At 73.9% G+C, this 16,864-nt stretch carries 14 protein-coding genes; 6 read left to right on the top strand and 8 right to left on the bottom strand.

Annotation, left to right across the window (positions count from 1 at the left end; all coding sequences use genetic code 11):
- Positions 1-999, top strand: a 999-nt coding sequence (locus DMH12_RS39090; protein ID WP_221763129.1) for a hypothetical protein, incomplete at its 5' end; no start/stop codon positions are given.
- Here DMH12_RS39090 and DMH12_RS16525 read toward each other — a convergent pair.
- Positions 931-2,184 (bottom strand): glycosyltransferase, encoded by a 1,254-nt coding sequence (locus tag DMH12_RS16525; protein ID WP_125492340.1) that lies wholly within the window; start codon positions 2,182-2,184, stop codon positions 931-933. The two genes, DMH12_RS39090 and DMH12_RS16525, sit on opposite strands and share 69 nt — an antisense overlap.
- A 73-nt stretch (positions 2,185-2,257) precedes the next feature.
- Positions 2,258-3,292 (bottom strand): glycosyltransferase, encoded by a 1,035-nt coding sequence (locus DMH12_RS16520; RefSeq protein ID WP_125492339.1) that lies wholly within the window; start codon positions 3,290-3,292, stop codon positions 2,258-2,260.
- Between the two features lie 309 nt (positions 3,293-3,601).
- Here DMH12_RS16520 and DMH12_RS16515 point away from each other — a divergent pair, with 309 nt between their 5' ends.
- Together DMH12_RS16515 and DMH12_RS16510 are read left to right on the top strand one after the other, a co-directional pair.
- Positions 3,602-4,042 (top strand): SRPBCC family protein, encoded by a 441-nt coding sequence (locus DMH12_RS16515; protein WP_125492338.1) that lies wholly within the window; start codon positions 3,602-3,604, stop codon positions 4,040-4,042.
- Positions 4,043-4,127: 85 nt separating this feature from the next.
- Complete coding sequence (locus tag DMH12_RS16510; protein WP_185832352.1) at positions 4,128-4,991, top strand: endonuclease/exonuclease/phosphatase family protein; 864 nt, start codon at positions 4,128-4,130, stop codon at positions 4,989-4,991.
- A gap of 89 nt (positions 4,992-5,080) precedes the next feature.
- On the opposite strand, the gene DMH12_RS16505 is transcribed toward DMH12_RS16510, so the two are convergent.
- From DMH12_RS16505 to DMH12_RS16485, 5 genes are all read right to left on the bottom strand, one after another.
- Positions 5,081-6,232 carry an XdhC family protein gene (locus DMH12_RS16505; RefSeq protein ID WP_125492337.1) on the bottom strand — a complete coding sequence of 384 codons (1,152 nt, stop codon included), beginning with the start codon at positions 6,230-6,232 and terminating at the stop codon, positions 5,081-5,083.
- A 52-nt stretch (positions 6,233-6,284) separates the two neighbouring features.
- Positions 6,285-7,742, bottom strand: a complete 1,458-nt coding sequence (locus tag DMH12_RS16500) for an NCS2 family permease (protein WP_125492336.1) — start codon at positions 7,740-7,742, stop codon at positions 6,285-6,287.
- Between the two features lie 203 nt (positions 7,743-7,945).
- Positions 7,946-10,330: a xanthine dehydrogenase family protein molybdopterin-binding subunit gene (locus DMH12_RS16495; RefSeq protein ID WP_125492335.1), complete on the bottom strand. Its 2,385-nt coding sequence runs from the start codon at positions 10,328-10,330 to the stop codon at positions 7,946-7,948.
- 2 nt (positions 10,331-10,332) lie between these two features.
- On the bottom strand, positions 10,333-10,929 hold the full coding sequence (locus DMH12_RS16490; protein WP_125492334.1) for a (2Fe-2S)-binding protein: 597 nt from the start codon (positions 10,927-10,929) through the stop codon (positions 10,333-10,335).
- Positions 10,929-11,819 carry a xanthine dehydrogenase family protein subunit M gene (locus DMH12_RS16485; protein ID WP_125492333.1) on the bottom strand — a complete coding sequence of 297 codons (891 nt, stop codon included), beginning with the start codon at positions 11,817-11,819 and terminating at the stop codon, positions 10,929-10,931. The genes DMH12_RS16490 and DMH12_RS16485 overlap by 1 nt, the downstream gene beginning before the upstream one ends.
- 287 nt (positions 11,820-12,106) lie before the next feature.
- Between DMH12_RS16485 and DMH12_RS16475 the strand changes: the two genes are divergently transcribed.
- Together DMH12_RS16475 and DMH12_RS16470 are read left to right on the top strand one after the other, a co-directional pair.
- Positions 12,107-13,789 carry a PucR family transcriptional regulator ligand-binding domain-containing protein gene (locus DMH12_RS16475; RefSeq protein WP_125492331.1) on the top strand — a complete coding sequence of 561 codons (1,683 nt, stop codon included), beginning with the start codon at positions 12,107-12,109 and terminating at the stop codon, positions 13,787-13,789.
- A gap of 161 nt (positions 13,790-13,950) precedes the next feature.
- On the top strand, positions 13,951-14,739 hold the full coding sequence (locus DMH12_RS16470; RefSeq protein ID WP_125492330.1) for a hypothetical protein: 789 nt from the start codon (positions 13,951-13,953) through the stop codon (positions 14,737-14,739).
- A gap of 356 nt (positions 14,740-15,095) precedes the next feature.
- Here DMH12_RS16470 and DMH12_RS16465 read toward each other — a convergent pair whose 3' ends face one another.
- The gene (locus DMH12_RS16465) at positions 15,096-15,473 is read right to left on the bottom strand and encodes a helix-turn-helix transcriptional regulator (protein ID WP_125492329.1); all 378 of its coding nucleotides are present in this window, start codon (positions 15,471-15,473) and stop codon (positions 15,096-15,098) included.
- 112 nt (positions 15,474-15,585) lie between these two features.
- Here DMH12_RS16465 and DMH12_RS16460 point away from each other — a divergent pair, with 112 nt between their 5' ends.
- Positions 15,586-16,845 carry an MFS transporter gene (locus DMH12_RS16460; RefSeq protein ID WP_125492328.1) on the top strand — a complete coding sequence of 420 codons (1,260 nt, stop codon included), beginning with the start codon at positions 15,586-15,588 and terminating at the stop codon, positions 16,843-16,845.
- The last annotated feature ends 19 nt before the right edge of the window (positions 16,846-16,864 follow it).

The following is a 16,864-nucleotide window of genomic DNA, read 5'->3' as shown; positions in this document are numbered from 1 at the left end:
CTCGCACACCTCGACCACGACGTCGCCGCGGGCGGCCACCGGCTCGCCGCGGCGCCGGTGGCCGCCCGGGGCGACGTCGTGGTCGAGGTGTGCGAGCGCCTGGACACGGCCGCCGCATACCTGAGCACCGGGCTGACCGGCGACCTGGACGCGCTGGAGACCGGCTTCGGACGGCTCGGCGCCGTCCTCGGCGAGCCCGGCAACGAACGGGTGGCCGGGGCGAGGCTGACGGACTTCCTCAAGAGGCTGCCGACCGAGGACGGCTGCCGGACCATGGACATCGCGGACTGGCTGCGGGAGCGCGAGTCCGGGCCGAAGGCCCTCGACGGCCCCTCCTCGGCCACCGCGGCCCGGATAGCGCCCGGGGCGCTCAAGGAGTGCGGTGACGCCCTCCTGGCCGACGAGCAGTGGGTGAACGCCCGGGACATGTACCAGCGGCTGCTCGACGAGCATCCCGGCGACGACCGCGCGGACGACGCGCGCGGCGGCATCAGGAAGGCGGGCCTGGCGATCCAGCTCAGCGACGTCAGGTCGCTGGTGACGGAGGCGGAGAGCATGAGCACCGGATACTGCCGGAAGCCGGCGAAGTACGCCGGGGCGCCCGCGTACCGCGAGGGGAAGAGCCGCGCCCTGTTCGTCGGCGACACCGAGGCCACCGAGTACACGGACAAGCTGCCCGAGGCGTGGAAGGCCGGCGACGCGGCCGATGCCGCGCTGGTGGTGTGCGCGGACGAGACGGAGGCGGGGGACGTAGTCGAGACGTGCCGGTACCGGGACCACAACGGCCGCATCGGCAGTGTCAGGTTCAACAAGCTGGCGGTCCGGGTGAAGGCGTACGCGCTGCGGACAGGGAAGCTCGTGACCGACCGCAGGGTGCAGATGGGCGGCGAGAGCTGCCCGGGCCGGCTCGGGTACTTCGGCAGTCTGCCGTCACGGATGGCCGTCACGCCCTCCGCCGCCGACGTGCGCGAGGCCTTCGAGCCGGTCGTCGGGCGCTGACGGGCCGGCCGCCGGGGGCGTTTCGGGCAGGGCCAGGCGGTAGACCTGTTCCACCGCGTCGGCGACCCGGGCCCAGGTGTGGTGCCGCAGGACCCGTTCGCGGCCGTTCCTGCCGTACTGGCGGCGCAGCCGTTCCTCGGCGAGGAGCGCGCGGACGGCGTCCGCGAGGGCGGCGGGGTCCTCCGGCGCGACCAGGCGGCCGGTGCTGCCGTCCGCCACGCAGTCGCGGTGGGCGCCGACGTCGGTGGCGAGGACGGGCACCGCGCACGCCATCGCCTCCAGCGGCACGAAGCCGAACGGTTCGTGGACGGGCGTGCACAGCACCAGGTCGGCGCTGCGGAGCAGGGCGGGCATGTCGTCCGGGGGGACCGCGCCCAGCAGCCGGACCCGGTCGGCGACACCGGTGCGCCGGGCCAGCGCGGTCAGGCGCCGGGCCTCCGGGTCGGCCGCCACGGCACCGGCCGGCGGGCCGCCCGCGACGAGGAGTTCGGCGTCGGGGACCTCGGCGAGGGCGCGGACGGCGTTGTCGTAGCCCTTGCCGGGCACCAGCCGTCCGCAGGCGAGCAGCCGGTGCCGTTGGCGGCGCTCGGGGGTGCGGCCGGTGTCGGCGGCGGGGTGGAAGTGCTCGGCGTCCACTCCGCAGGGCACCACCGACACCCGGCGGGCGGGTACGCCCAGGGCGCCGAGGGCGTCGGCCTCGTCGGTGCTGACGGCCAGGGCGCGCCGGCAGGCGCGGCCGAGCAGCCGTTCGGCGCCGACGCGTTCGGGCGGGCCGCCGGTGACGGTGCCGAGCGTGTGGAAGGTCTGCACGAGGGGGATGCCGTGCGGCCCTACGCCGGTCCGCGCGGCCAGGCCGGACAGCCAGAAGTGGGCGTGCACCACGTCGGGCCCCTCCCGGGCCCAGGCCCGGGCCAGGTGTGCGCCGAAGCCGCCCATGTGCGGCAGGAGCCCGTCCACGGGCAGCGCCCGAGGCGGACCGGCCGGCACGTGCTCGACGACCGCGCCGCCGGGCAGCGCGACCCGGGCGGGCAGGTCGGCGGCGTCGCGGCGGGTGTGCACCGTGACGTCGTGGCCGCGCGCCGCCAGCTCCTCGGCGAGGCGGGCCACGTAGACGTTCAGCCCACCGGCGTCACCGCCGGGCTCGCTGAGGGGGCTCGCGTGCCCGGACACCATGGCGATCCTCATGGGGTCACCTCCTTGGGGGGCCGTTCCCGGCGCCGGCGGTCGGGCCGTTCGGGACGGCCGGGCTTCGGGGGGCTCATGCGGGCGTCTCCGGCCAGGCGGGGGCGTTGCGGTGGCGCCACAGGCCGCTGAGCCGGTGCCAGGTCGCGGTGGGCGGGATGAGCGCGCTGGTGACCAGCACGGTCGTGATCTCGTGGCGGGTGCGCGGGCCGGGCGCGATGCGGGCCCAGGCGAACTCGGCGGTTCCGGCCGCCCAGCCGAGGCCGGTGACGGCCGCGGCGCGGGGCCGCCCGGCGACGGTGAGGGCCACGGTCGCGGCACCCGCCGCGGTGATCGCCGCGTGGCGCCGGATCCGGCCCCGGGGCGCCACCGCCTTGGCCCACCAGCCGGGGCCGTGCAGCCGTCGCATCAGGGCGTCGTCGGCGTTGGCCCGCTGCTGCCCCAGGGACACCCAGCGGGCGGCGGGCGGTACGGGGTGCCGGGTGGTGCGGCGGCCCCGCCGGATGCGCCACCCGGCGTCCAGGACGCGCAGCGCGAGGTCGGCGTCCTCCCGGAAGGCGCGGGTGAAGCGTTCGTCGAAGCCGCCGACCTGGCGGAGCACAGCGGTGCGGTACGCCATGTCGGCGTTGGTCCAGCGGGCCCGGGCGAGCCCCGCGGTGTCGCGCTCCCAGTCGGTGGGGCGGCGCTCGCCGGGCAGCGGGACGGCGATCACGCCCTGCACGGCACCGGTGTCGGGGGCCGCCTCGGCGAGGTCCTGGATCAGATCCCCGCACCAGTGCGGGCCGACCTGGACGTCGTCGTCGAGGAACGCTGTCCAGGGTGCGGTGACGGCGCGGAGCCCGGTGTTGCGGGCGGCGGCGGGGCCGCGTCCGCCGCTGCGCAGCACCACCGTGCGCTCGCGCAGGTCGCCGAGGACGGTCAGCGGGTGCTCCAGCGCGCCCGGGTCGGCTCCGGGCCCGGGCCGGTCGTCGACCAGGACGATCTCGTCGGGGCCGGGGCCGGTCGCGGCGGCCAGCGCGGCCAGGCAGTCGGCCAGGGAGTCGCGGACGAGCGTGGGGACGACGACGGCGTAGCCGTTCCCGGGGCCCGCGCGGCCGTGTCCGGGGCTCACGAGGCCGCCCTCCCCCGGCGCGCCGCGGTGCCGGGGCGCTGCGGCGGGTGGCGCGGGTCGTGGGACGTGGCGTCGGTACCGGGGTTGCGCATGAGGGGTGCTCCGAGCGGCGAGGTGTCGCGGGGGGTCCGTCTCGGCTTCGCGGGTGCCGCGGCGCGGTCGCCTCAAACGCTCATGGACGCACTCCGTTTCCGGACATACGTCCACATGTCACCGAGCGTGAGGTCTGCGGATGGGCTGCGGGGACGGCGCGGCGCCGCCCGGACCGGCCGACGGCGCCCCGGGGCCCGCGTTCCCTACGATCGTCGCGTGGTCACCTTCTCGCTGGAACGCACCGCCCCACTCCCCCTCGACGAGGCGTGGCGGCGCCTCACCACCTGGTCCCGCCACGGCGACGCCGTACCGCTGACCCGGGTCACCGTCGAGACGCCCGGGCCCACGCGCCGGGGCACGGTGATCGTGGCCCGCACCGGTGGCGGCCCGTTCGCCTTCGACGACCGGATGGAGATCACCGTCTGGCAGCCGCCCGGGGACGACACGCCGGGCCGGTGCCGACTGGAGAAGCGCGGCCGGCTGGTACGGGGGTGGGCCGAGATCGAGGTGTGTCCGGGTCCCGGCGGCCGGACCCGGGTCCGGTGGCGCGAGGAACTGGACGTCCGGCTGCTGCCGGCCGCCTTCGACCGCGCGCTCGGCGGTTCGGGGCGCTACGTCTTCGGCCGCGCGGTCAACCACCTGCTGCGGCACCCGTGAACGCGGGGCGGCGGACGAGGTACGGGCCGGCGACGACTTCGCGCGGCGCGGCTCGCGGCGCCCGATTCCCGCGTACCGTGCCGTCATGTCTGCCAGAGCGCGCACCTTCTTCCAACTGTCCGTCGCCGGAGCCCTGTTGACGCTGGCCGTGGCGGCACCGCCCGCCTCCGCCGGCCAGGGGCACACCGCTGCGCTGCGCATCGCCACCTACAACATCCACGCCGGCACGGGCTCGGACGGCGTCTTCGACCTCGACCGGCAGGCCGCCGCGCTGCGCGCCCTCGACGCGGACGTGATCGGCCTCCAGGAGGTCGACGTGCACTGGGGAGACCGCAGCCGAGGGCTCGACGTGGCCGGGGAGTTGGCGCGGCGGCTCGGGATGCGGGTGTCGTTCGCGCCGATCTACAGCCTCGACGCCGTGACGGAGGGCGGCCCCCGGCGCGAGTACGGCGTGGCGGTGCTGTCCCGCTTCCCGATCCGGTCCGAGGCGAACCACGAGATCACGCGCCTGTCCACGCAGGACGAGAACCCGGTCCCGGCTCCCGCGCCCGGGTTCGGCGAGGTGACGCTCAAGGTGCGCGGGGTGCCGGTGCAGGTGTTCGTGACCCACCTCGACTACCGGGCCGACCCGGCCGTGCGGGTCGCGCAGGTCGCCGACACGCGGCGGATCATGGCCCGGGAGCGGGCGGCCCGGCCCGGGGCACGCCAGGTGCTCCTCGGCGACTTCAACGCCGAACCGACGGCCCCGGAGCTGGGGCCGCTGTGGCGGGAGCTGCGCGACGCCGGCACGGGCACCGGTGGCACGTTCCCGGCCGCGGCGCCCGTGAAGCGGATCGACTACGTGACCGTGGGCGAGGGCGTGCGGGTACGCGGCGCCGCCGTACCGGAGGAAGCGGTGGCCTCGGACCACCGGCCGGTGGTGGCGGACGTGTCCCTGACACGCCGCTGAGGGGGCCCGCCCCGGGTTCGCCGAGTCGCGGCGACCCCGGCCGGACGGGCGGGCAGCAGGGGCCGGGCCGCTGCCCGCGCCACCGATCGCTAGGCCACCGACCCGATCCGCCCCGCCGGTGCCGTCGGGCCGTCGTGGTGGATCGGGGTGTGGGCGCCGGTCAGGGAGGCGCCGGTGCCGCCGCGGCGGGTGGCGACGATCTCTGCCGCGATGGACAGGGCCGTCTCCTCGGGGGTGCGGGCGCCGAGGTCGAGGCCGATGGGCGACCTGAGGCGGGCCAGCTCCAGGTCGCTCACGCCGACCTCGCGCAGGCGCGCGTTGCGGTCCAGGTGGGTACGGCGCGAGCCCATCGCGCCGATGTACGCCACCGGCAGCCGCAGCGCCAGCTTGATCAGCGGGATGTCGAACTTGGCGTCGTGGGTCAGCACGCACAGCACCGTGCGCGCGTCGACCTCCGTGCGCCGCAGGTACTCATGGGGCCACTCGACGACGATCTCGTCGGCGTCCGGGAAGCGGAGCCGGGTCGCGAAGACGGGGCGGGCGTCGCACACCGTCACGTGGTAGCCGAGGAACTTTCCGGCGCGGACCAGCGCGGAGGCGAAGTCGATCGCACCGAAGACGATCATGCGGGGGGCGGGCACCGAGGACTCGATCAGCAGCGTGAGCGGCGCCCCGCAGCGCGAGCCCTGCTCACCGATCTCCAGCGTGCCCGTGCGGCCGGCGTCCAGGAAGGCACCCGCCTCGGCCGCCACCGTCCGGTCCAGTTCGGGGTGGGCGCCGAAACCGCCGGCGCGGGAGCCGTCCGGGCGGACGAGGAGCGCGCGGCCCATCAGCTCCGCCGGGCCGCTCACCACCCGCGCCACCGCCGCCGCCTCCCCCCGTGCGGAGGCGGCGAGCGCGGCGGCCAGCACCGGCCGGGCGGGATCCGCCGCCCGTACCGCAGTCACGAGGATGTCGATGACCCCGCCGCAGGTCAGACCCACGGCGAAGGCGTCCTCGTCGCTGTAGCCGAAGCGCTCCAGGACGGTCTCGCCGTCCCCCAGCGACTGCCGGCACAGCTCGTACACGGCCCCTTCCACGCAGCCACCGGAGACCGAGCCGATCGCCGTGCCGTCGGCGTCCACCGCGAGGGCGGCGCCGGGCTGGCGGGGGGCGCTGCCGCCGACGGCCACCACGGTGGCCACCGCGAAGTCGCGTCCCTGCTCGACCCACCGGTTCAGCTCGTCGGCGATGTCCAGCATCTGTCGGTCCTCCTGAGACAAGGGGTACGTGAAAGGGTTCCCGTCGTGGCGGCTAGTGCACGCCCAGCCAGCTCTCGATCGGGTTGAGGGCGAAGTAGACGACGAAGACCACCGTCAGTGCCCACATGAACGCGCCGATCTCCCGGGCCTTGCCCTGGGCGACCTTGATGGCGACGTAGGAGATCACTCCGGCGGCGACACCCGCCGTGATGGAGTACGTGAACGGCATCAGGACGACGGTCAGGAAGACCGGGATCGCGGTGGCCCGGTCGGCCCAGTCCACGTGCCGGGCGTTCATCATCATCATCGCGCCGATGACGACCAGGGCGGCGGAGGCGACCTCCTGCGGCACGATCGCGGTGATCGGCGTGAAGAAGAGGCAGGCCGCGAAGAACGCACCGGTGACGACCGAGGCGAGCCCGGTGCGGGCGCCCTCGCCGACGCCGGTCGCCGACTCCACGAAGACGGTCTGGCCGGAGCCGCCCGCCACACCGCCGATGGCTCCGCCGGCGCCGTCGATGAACAGCGCCTTCGACAGGCCCGGCATGCGGCCCTTGTCGTCGGCGAGCTTGGCCTCGGTGCCGACGCCGATGATGGTGGCCATCGCGTCGAAGAACCCGGCCAGCACCAGCGTGAAGACGATCATGCCGACCGTCATCGCGCCGACCTGGCCCCAGCCGCCGAACTCCAGGGTCCCGAAGAGCGAGAAGTCCGGCATGGAGACCGCGCTGCCGTGCAGTTCCGGAGCGCCGTTCGCCCACTGCTTGGGGTCGATGACGCCGGTGGCGTTCAGCACCGCCGCGACGACGGTGCCGGCGACGATGCCGATCAGGATCGCGCCCGGGGTGTTGCGCGCCTGGAGCATGAAGATCAGGAGCAGCGTGCCCGCGAAGAGCAGCACGGGCCAGCCGGCGAGTTCACCGGCGGGGCCGAGGGTCAGCGGGGTCGCCTCGCCGGCGTGCACGAAGCCGCCCTTCACGAGGCCGATGATGGCGATGAAGAGGCCGATGCCCATCGTGATGCCGTGCTTGAGGGCGAGCGGGATCGCGTTCATGATCATCTCGCGCAGCCCGGTGACCACGAGCAGCATGATGACCACGCCGTACATCACGCACATGGCGAAGGCCTGGCCCCAGGTCATCTGGGGGACGACCTGGCCGGCGATGACGCCGGAGACGGAGAGTCCGGCGGCCAGGGCCAGCGGCACCTTGCCGATGAAGCCCATGAGGAGCGTGGTGACCGCCGCGGCGAGCGCCGTCGCGGTGATCAGGGCCTTCTGGCTCAGGGTGTCGCCGGCGACGTCCTTGCCGCCGAGCAGCACCGGGTTGAGCAGGACGATGTACGCCATCGCCATGAAGGTGGTGATGCCGCCGCGCACCTCACGCGCGACCGTGGATCCTCTGTGCGTTATGTGAAAGTACCGGTCGAGCCAAGACCGGCCGGAGGGGACGCGGGAACCCGCGCCCGCGTCCTCGGCGGTGGTCTTGGGCTCCACTGACTGCTGGGTCATGGGGCCGTCTCCCAAGGTTCAAAGGGGCACCCGCGCGTGCCGCTGGGGCGGCTGCGGGGATTTGGGATGTGCACGACCCGGGGGACGGCCCGAGACGAACGCATGGTGGGTGGTGCGTCGAGGCCCGCGAGCGGACGGGACCCGGTCGGTGCTCCGGGCGGCGCGGAGTGTGTGACGTTCCGTGCGCCGCCCGGAGGGTCGCGTCACGCCGTGCCGGTCAGGTGCTCCGGTCGTACCGGCGTGCGGTCGAGCGCCAGCCCCGTCGCGTTCCGGATGGCCGCGAGGACCGCCGGGGTGGACGACAGGGTGGGGGCCTCGCCGATGCCGCGCAGCCCGTACGGCGCGTGGTCGTCGGCGAGTTCGAGCACGTCGACCGGGATCGTCGGCGTGTCGAGGATGGTGGGGAGCAGGTAGTCCGTGAAGGAGGGGTTCCTGACCTTCGCCGTCTTGGGGTCGACGACGATCTCCTCCATGATGGCGATGCCCAGCCCCTGGGTGGTGCCGCCCTGGATCTGCCCGATGACGGACAGCGGGTTGAGCGCCTTGCCGACGTCCTGCGCGCAGGCCAGTTCGACGACCTTCACCAGGCCGAGTTCGGTGTCGACCTCGACGACGGCGCGGTGCGCGGCGAAGGAGTACTGGACGTGGCCGTTGCCCTGGCCGGTGCGCAGGTCGAAGGGCTCGGTCGGCCGGTGCCGCCACTCCTCCTCGACCTCGACGGTCTCGCCCTCCAGGACGTCGACGAGGTCGGACAGGACCTCGCCGCCGTCGGTGACGACCTTGCCGCCCTCCAGCAGGAGCTCTGCGGTGGCCCAGGCGGGGTGGTAGGAGCCGAACTTGCGGCGACCGATCTCCAGGACCTTCTCGCGCACCAGCTCGCAGGCGTTCTTCACGGCGCCGCCGGTGACGTACGTCTGCCGGGAGGCCGAAGTGGAGCCGGCCGAGCCGACCTGGGTGTCGGCCGGGTGGATGGTGACCTGGGTGACGCCCAGCTCGGTACGGGCGATCTGCGCGTGCACGGTGACGCCGCCCTGGCCGACCTCCGCCATGGCGGTGTGCACGGTGGCCACCGGCTCACCGCCGACGACCTCCATGCGGACCTTGGCGGTGGAGTAGTCGTCGAAGCCCTCGGAGAAGCCGACGTTCTTGATGCCGACCGCGTAGCCGACGCCGCGGACGACGCCCTCGCCGTGCGTGGTGTTGGACAGACCGCCGGGCAGCTGGCGCACGTCGGCGCCCTCGCTGGACTCCCACTGGCGCTCCGGCGGCATCGGCATCGCCTTGACGCGGCGCAGCAGTTCGGCGACCGGCGCCGGGGAGTCGACCGGCTGACCGGTGGGCATGATGGTGCCCTGCTCCATGGCGTTGATCCGGCGGAACTCCACCGGGTCCATGCCGAGTTCCTTGGCCACCTTGTCCATCTGCGCCTCGTAGGCGAAGCACGCCTGGACCGCGCCGAAGCCGCGCATGGCGCCGCAGGGCGGGTTGTTGGAGTAGAGGGCGATGGCCTCGATGTCCACGTCGTCGACCACGTAGGGGCCGACGGCGAGCGAGGAGGCGTTGCCGACGACCGCCGGGGAGGCGGAGGCGTAGGCGCCGCCGTCCAGGACGATGCGGCACTTGAGGTGGGTGAGCTTGCCGTCCCTGGTGGCGCCGTGCTCGTAGAAGAGGCGGGCCGGGTGGCGGTGCACGTGGCCGAAGAAGGACTCGAAGCGGTTGTAGACGATCTTGACCGGCTTGCCGGTGCGCATCGCCAGCAGGCAGGCGTGGATCTGCATCGACAGGTCCTCGCGGCCGCCGAAGGCGCCGCCGACGCCGGAGAGCGTCATGCGCACCTTGTCCTCGGGCAGGCCGAGCACCGGGGCGATCTGCTTCAGGTCGGAGTGCAGCCACTGGGTGGCGACGTACAGCTCGACGCCGCCGTCCTCGGAGGGCACCGCGAGGCCGGACTCGGGGCCGAGGAAGGCCTGGTCCTGCATGCCGAAGTAGTACTCGCCCTTGACGATCACGTCGGCGCGCGCGGCGGCCGCGTCGGCGTCGCCGCGGACGATCGGCTGGCGGTGCACGATGTTGGGGTGCGGGACGTGGCCGATGTGGTGGTCGTCGCGGCCCTCGTGGACGAGGATCGCGTCGGGCGCGGTCGCGGAGGCCTCGTCGGTGATGACGGGCAGTTCCCGGTACTCCACCTTGATCTTGGCGGCGGCGCGGCGCGCGGTCTCCGGGTGGTCGGCGGCGACGATGGCGACGGGCTCGCCGTGGTGGCGGACCTTGCCGTGGGCGAGGACGGGGGTGTCCTGGATCTCCAGGCCGTAGTTTCGTACCTCGGTGGGCAGGTCGTCGTACGTCATGACGGCGTAGACGCCGGCCATCGCGAGGGCCTCGCCGGTGTCGATGGAGACGATCTCGGCGTGCGCGACGGTGGAGCGCAGGATCTGGCCCCAGAGCATGTCCTCGTGCCACATGTCGGACGAGTACGCGAACTCGCCGGTGACCTTGAGGGTGCCGTCCGGGCGGAGCGTGGACTCGCCGATGCCGCCCTTGGTCTGGGAACCCTGGGTGATTTTGGTGGGTGCGCCGGTGGCAGCCATGTTCAGACCCCCTCGGACTGACGGGCCGCCGCCAGGCGGACCGCGTCCATGATCTTCTCGTAGCCCGTGCAGCGGCACAGGTTGCCCGACAGCGCCTCACGGATGTCCGCGTCGGACGGGTTCGGGTTGCGCTCCAGCATCTCGTCGGCGGCGACCAGCAGTCCGGGCGTGCAGAAGCCGCACTGGACGGCGCCGGCGTCGATGAACGCCTGCTGGATCGGGGCCAGTTCGGTGCCCTCGCCGGTCTGGGAGTCGGTGCCGCCGGCCTGCCAGCGCTTGGCCTGATCGAGGGTGGTGCCCTTGCCGGCCTCGCTTCCGCAGGCGCCGGTGGCGCAGCCCTCGGCGCGGTCCTTGGCGAACTCCGCCAGGCCCTCGACGGTGACGACCTCGCGGCCCTGCGCCTGGCCGGCCGCGACCAGGCAGGAGCAGACCGGCACGCCGTCCAGGCGGACCGTGCAGGAGCCGCACTCGCCCTGCTCGCAGGCGTTCTTGGAGCCGGGCAGGCCCATCCGCTCGCGCAGCACGTACAGCAGGGACTCGCCCTCCCACACGTCGTCGGCTTCCTGCGGACGTCCGTTGACAGTGAAGTTGACGCGCATTACGCAGCTCCCTCCGTGGCGTTGCGGGTGCCGCGGTACGACTCCCAGGTCCAGGTCAGCGTCCGGCGGGCCATGACGCCGACGGCGTGGCGGCGGTAGTTCGCGGTGCCGCGGACGTCGTCGATCGGGTTGCAGGCGCCGGAGCACAGCTCGGCGAACTGCTTGGCGACCGACGGGGTGATGATCTTGCCGCTGTCCCAGAAGCCGCCCTCGTCGAGCGCCGCGTTCAGGAACTCCTCGGCCGCCTTGGCCCGCACGGGGGTGGGGGCGGCCGAGCCGATGCCGGTGCGCACGGTGCGGGTCTCGGGGTGCAGGGCGAGGCCGAAGGCGCACACGGCGATGACCATGGCGTTGCGGGTGCCGACCTTCGAGAACTGCTGGGGTCCGTCGGCCTTCTTCACGTGCACGGCACGGATCAGCTCGTCGGGCTCCAGGGCGTTGCGCTTGACGCCCGTGTAGAACTGGTCGATCGGGATCAGGCGCCTGCCGCGCACCGACTCGGCCTCGACCTCGGCTCCGGCGGCGAGCAGCGCCGGGTGGGCGTCGCCGGCCGGGGAGGCGGTGCCGAGGTTCCCGCCCACGCCGCCGCGGTTACGGATCTGCGGGGAGGCGACCGTGTGCGAGGCGAGGGCGAGACCCGGCAGCTCGGCGCTCAGGTTCTCCATGATCCTGGTGTAGGGCACGGAGGCGCCGAGCCGTACGGAGTCCTCGCCGACCTCCCACTCGAGGAGGTCGCCGATGCGGTTGAGGTCCATGAGGTACTCGGGCCGGCGGTGGTCGAAGTTGATCTCGACCATCACGTCGGTGCCACCCGCGATCGGCACAGCGGTGGGGTGCTCGGCCTTGGCGGCGAGCGCCTCCTCCCAGCTGGCGGGGCGAAGGAAGTCCATGACCGGCTCTCTTCTTCGTCTACTTGTGGGGCGTACAGATTGAGCCAATCCGTGTGCGGCGGGCCCGGCTCGTTCATGTGCTGTTCACGTGGATTGGCCTCAGTACACCGTCCTGTGCTCCACCGGGGTCAGTCGCAGAAACCATGAAGGAGTTGGCTGGCCAGGGCAGGCATCTTGTAGATTCGTATGAAAGGAGGTCCTCAGTAACCTCCTCGCTTTCCTCCGGAAACGCGCGCCACAGCCGCGTGACCTGGAACACTTCGAGACAAAGATCGGCGGCGACGAGAATGCGGCTGCGCGCACTGCTGGACACCGACGCGCTGGGCCTCAAGCTGCTCGGCGGCGAGGACGAGCTGGACCGATCGGTCCGCGGCGTGATGACCACCGACCTGCGGGACCCCAGCCGCTACCTCTCGGGCGGTGAGCTGGTGCTGACCGGCCTGGCCTGGCGACGGGACGCCGACGACTCCGAACCCTTCGTGCGCCTGCTGGTGCAGTCCGGGGTGAGCGCCCTGGCCGCCGGTGAGGCGGAACTGGGGAGCGTGCCGGAGGACCTGGTGCTGGCCTGCGTGCGGCACCGGCTGCCGCTGTTCGCGGTGCACGAGTCGGTGGCCTTCGCGACCATCACCGAGCACGTCGTCCGGCAGGTCTCGGGCGAGCGGGCCGGTGACCTCGCGGCCGTGGTGGACCGGCACCGCCGGATGATGACCTCGGGACCCGCGGGCGGCGGCCCCGACGTGGTGCTCGACCTGCTCGGCTCCGACCTGGACCTGCGGGCCTGGGTGCTGTCGCCGACCGGGCGGCCGGTCGCGGGCTCGAAGGCGGCGGGCCCCGCGCTCCCCGCCGAGGTGTGCGCGCGGCTGGCGGCGGAGCACCTGGCCGCCACCCGCGCGGGGCGGCGCGCACCCCACCGGGTGCAGGCGGCGGGCAGCACGTACAGCGTCTTCCCGGTGCGGGCCGGCGCCCGCGCCCCGCAGGCGGTGGGTGTGTCCCGGGAGGTGCGGGAGACGGTGCTGTCGGACTGGCTCCTCGTGGTGGAGGCGGACGCCGGGGACTGGGCCGAGGAGCGGCTCGACCTCCTGTACGGGGTCACGCAGCTGATCGCGGTCGAGCGGGACCGGCGGGACGCGGCCCGCACGGTGCGGCGGCGGCTGGCGCAGGAGGTCCTGGAACTGGTGCAGACGGGCGCCGCGCCCGCCGAGATCGCGGCCCGGCTGCGGGTGGCGGCGCCGGTGCTGCTGCCCGGACTCGGCGCCGCCCCGCACTGGCAGGTCGTGGTGGCCCGCGTCGAGTGGGAGGACGGCACGACGGAGACCGGCCCGGTCGCCCAGTCGCTGCTGGAGGAGATCCTCGTCGACCCGCACGCCACGGGCCCCGAGCACTCCGACCGCATCGCCGTGGCGCACACCGGTGACGAGGCCGTGGCCCTCGTACCGCTGCCGGCCGTCGCCACCGAGCACGACGGCTCCGAGACCGGCGTCCTCGCGGACGCGCTGCTGGAGTCCGTACGGGAGCCGCTGTCCGCGGGGCTGGACGGGGACGGGCGGGTCACGCTCGGCGTCAGCGCGGCCGTGCACTCGGCTGAGGGGCTGCGCGGGGCGCTGGAGGAGGCCCGGCACGCACGGCGGGTGGCCGCGGCGCGGCCCGGCCGGGTCTGCGCGGCGGGCCACCAGGAACTGGCCTCGCACGTGCTGCTGCTCCCCTTCGTCCCCGACGACGTACGGCGCGCCTTCACCGCGCGGCTGCTCGACCCGCTGCGCGACTACGACCGCCGCCACCGCGCCGAGCTGATCCCGACGCTTGAGGCGTTCCTCGACAGCGACGGCTCCTGGACACGCTGCGCGAACCGGCTCCACCTGCACGTCAACACGTTGCGCTACCGCGTCGGGCGGATCGAGCAGTTGACGGGGCGTGACCTGTCGCGCCTGGAGGACAAGCTGGATTTCTTCCTCGCACTGCGGATGAGCTGAGGCGCGGGCACTTTCGGGCCCGGGGCATCCTCAAACCTCGGGCGCGGGAAGTCCCACGACTTTGTGAAATCTTTCACCCATCCCCTTGGCCGGGCCGCCGGATCCGTGCTGAGATGCGGCCACCACTCGAGAGCTCGATGGCGTGCTAAGGGGAGGGCGACGTGGCGCATTCCGCCATGGCTGGTTCTGGTTGGGGAACGACCGAGGGTGACGATCCGCTCCAGACCGCGGTATGGCGGTTGCGCTCGCGCGCCTGCTGGGCGGACGCGGCGGCCCTGCTGGAGCCGGTCACCGCGGCCACCGCCCTGCAGCGGACCGCACTGCTGGTGGAGCGGTGCCTGTACACCGAGCAGGGCTGGGCGGAGGCCGAGGACGCGCTGCGCACCGCGGAGGCGCTGGCCCACAGCGACGACGAGCGCGGGGCCGCCGCCTGTGAACGCGGGCAACTCGCCTACGCGGCCACCGTGCACCAGGTGCGCGACCGGGCCGACGAGGCGCGGGCCGCGCTCGGCCGGGCGGCGGCGCTCATCGCGCCGGGGGCCGGCGGGCGGCCGCTGCTGGACTTCCGGCGCGGACTGCTCGCGGAGAACCTGAGCCGCTCACCGCAGTCCGCCCGCGCCGCGTACCGGCGCGCGCACGCCGGGGCGACCGCGCACGGGCAGCCGCTGCTACTGTCCTTCACCTGGCGCCATCTGGCCGGACTCGCCCTGCGGGAGGGCGAGTTGGCCGAGGCGCGGCACGGCTTCGCCGAGTCCCTGCGGATCCGCGAGGAGCTGGGGTACCTCGTCGGCACGGCGCCCGCGCTGGCGTCCCTCGCGGACGCGGAGAGCGAACCGGAGGCGTCCCGGCTGCGGGAGGAGGCCCGACGGCTGTTCCGGCTGCTGGGCGGCGTACCGACCTGGCTGGCCCAGCACCTCACCCCGCCGGCCCCGGACGCGGCGACGGCCTGACGCCGGCCCGGACGCCACGGGCACCCCCGTCCGGGCGCCTGTGCGCGGGAGGGGGCCCGCGCCACGATCGGCGGGCACCCCGGCCCGAGGACGCCGGTTCGGCCGGATCGGCGGGCATCCCGGCCCGGGGACGCCGGTTCGGCCGGCGACGCCCGCGGCCGCCTGTCCGGCGGCGTGCAGGCGCCCGCACAGCGCGCGATCCCGACAGGTCGCGCTCCGCACAGCCGCCACGGACCCGCCACCTCGACCCCGCCACCTCCGGCCGCACCCCGCGACGCGCCCACCGGATCCGCCCGGACAGCAGACCCAGGACAGCAGACCCCGGACAGCAGACCCAGGCCGGGCCGTCCGCTTCGTCAGTCCCGCGGACGCCAGGCCACGACCAGGTCGAGGAGTCCGGGGAAGCGGGCCTCGAGGTCGGCGACGCGTACGTGGCTGCGGCGTTCCAGACCGTACTGGCGCTGGCGTGTGACCCCGGCCTCGCGGAGCGCCTTGAAGTGGTGGGTCAGCGACGACTTCGGCCGGTCGAAGCCGAACCAGCCGCAGGTGTGGTCGAACTCCTCGGACTCGAGCAGAAGTCTGCGGACGATCGTCAGACGCAAGGGGTCGCTGAGCGCACCGAGGACGATCTCCAGGCGCAGCTCCTCCACGGGCGGCTCGGGGAGAGGTGCGGGCAGGTCGGGCGGCTCGGGAAGCACTCTGACAGCCGGCGCGGGGGCCGTGGGCTCGGGCATAGGCAGGTCCTCATAACGCGATTCCTATGTACGACTTCAATCGTACTGCATGCTAAGTTCGACTGAAGTCGTACTGCTGGCGAGCCGGCAGCAATGATCGGGAGGAACTGCCATGCCCAAGGCCCGAAGCACGTCCGTCCAGGTCGCCGAGGGGAGGCGGAACACGGACGACCGGCAAGCCGGCACGCGGCCCGGCGTGCCCCTGTGGTGGGTGTGGCTGGCCGCCTGGCCGGTCACCGCCGTCTTCGTCCTCTCCAACGCGGCGACTCCGCTGTACGTGCTGTGGCAGCGGGACATCGGGTTCTCCAAGGGCACCCTGACCGTGGTGTTCGCCTTCTACATCGTCGGACTCATCGGCTCGCTGCTCGTCTCCGGCGTGGTGTCCGACCGGCTCGGCCGCAAGCCCGTCCTGCTGCCCGCGCTCGGGCTCGCCCTCGCCGCCTGCCTGATCTTCGCGACCGCCGACAGCGTGGCCGCGCTGATCACGGCCCGGCTGTTCACCGGCATCGCGGTGGGTGCCGTCGTCTCGGCGGGCATGGCCGCCGTCACCGATGTCGCAGGACCCGAGCGCAAGCGGATCGCCGCACTGCTCGCGTCCTGCGCGATGGTCTTCGGCGCCGGCCTGGGCCCCCTGGTCGCCGGAGTGCTCTCCGAGGTGGCACCCGCCCCGACCGTGACCGTCTTCGCCGTCGAGGCCGCACTCCTCGCCACGGCGGTGCTCGCGGTGCTGCGCATGCCGGTGTCCCGTCCCCAGGCGCGGACCGGCGCCTGGGTGCGAGTACCCGGCGTGCCGCGCGGCAACGGGCGTCAGCTCGCCCTGGGGATCGCGGTGTTCGCCCCCGGCATCACCGCCACGTCGTTCGTGCTCTCGCTCGGCCCCTCGCTCCTGTCCGGGCTGCTCGGCACCACCAGCCGGATCGTCGCCGGCGCCATGGCGTTCGTGATGTTCCTCGCGGCGACCGGCGTTCAGTTCGCCGTGCAGCGGCTGAGCCGGCGCACCATCCTCACGGCCGGCGCGGCGAGCACCGCACTGAGCATGATCACGCTGATCGTGGCCGTACACAGTGCGACGGTGACCGTCCTCGTCCTGTCGGCGCTGCTGGCCGGTGCGGGACAGGGCATGGGCCAGCTCGGCGGCCTGTCGCTGCTCAACTCCAGCGTGCCGCCGCACCGTCTGGCCGAGGCCAACGCCGCGCTCAACGTGGGCGGCTACATCCCCGCCGGTGCCCTGCCCGTCTCGGCGGGCTACCTCACTGACGCGGTGGGCCTGACCGACGGCGCCACGGTCTTCGGCATCGTCCTGCTGAGCCTTGCGGTCGTCGGCGGGCTGGTCGTACGCACCACCCGGCGCGAAGTGACCGACCCTGCCTGAGGGGCGCACCCGAAGGAGC

The sequence above is a fragment of the Streptomyces sp. WAC 04229 genome (assembly GCF_003947455.1).
Classification (GTDB): Bacteria; Actinomycetota; Actinomycetes; order Streptomycetales; family Streptomycetaceae; genus Streptomyces.
Note: the sequence above shows the minus strand (reverse complement) of the source record. Positions and strands in the feature narration are given on the sequence as shown.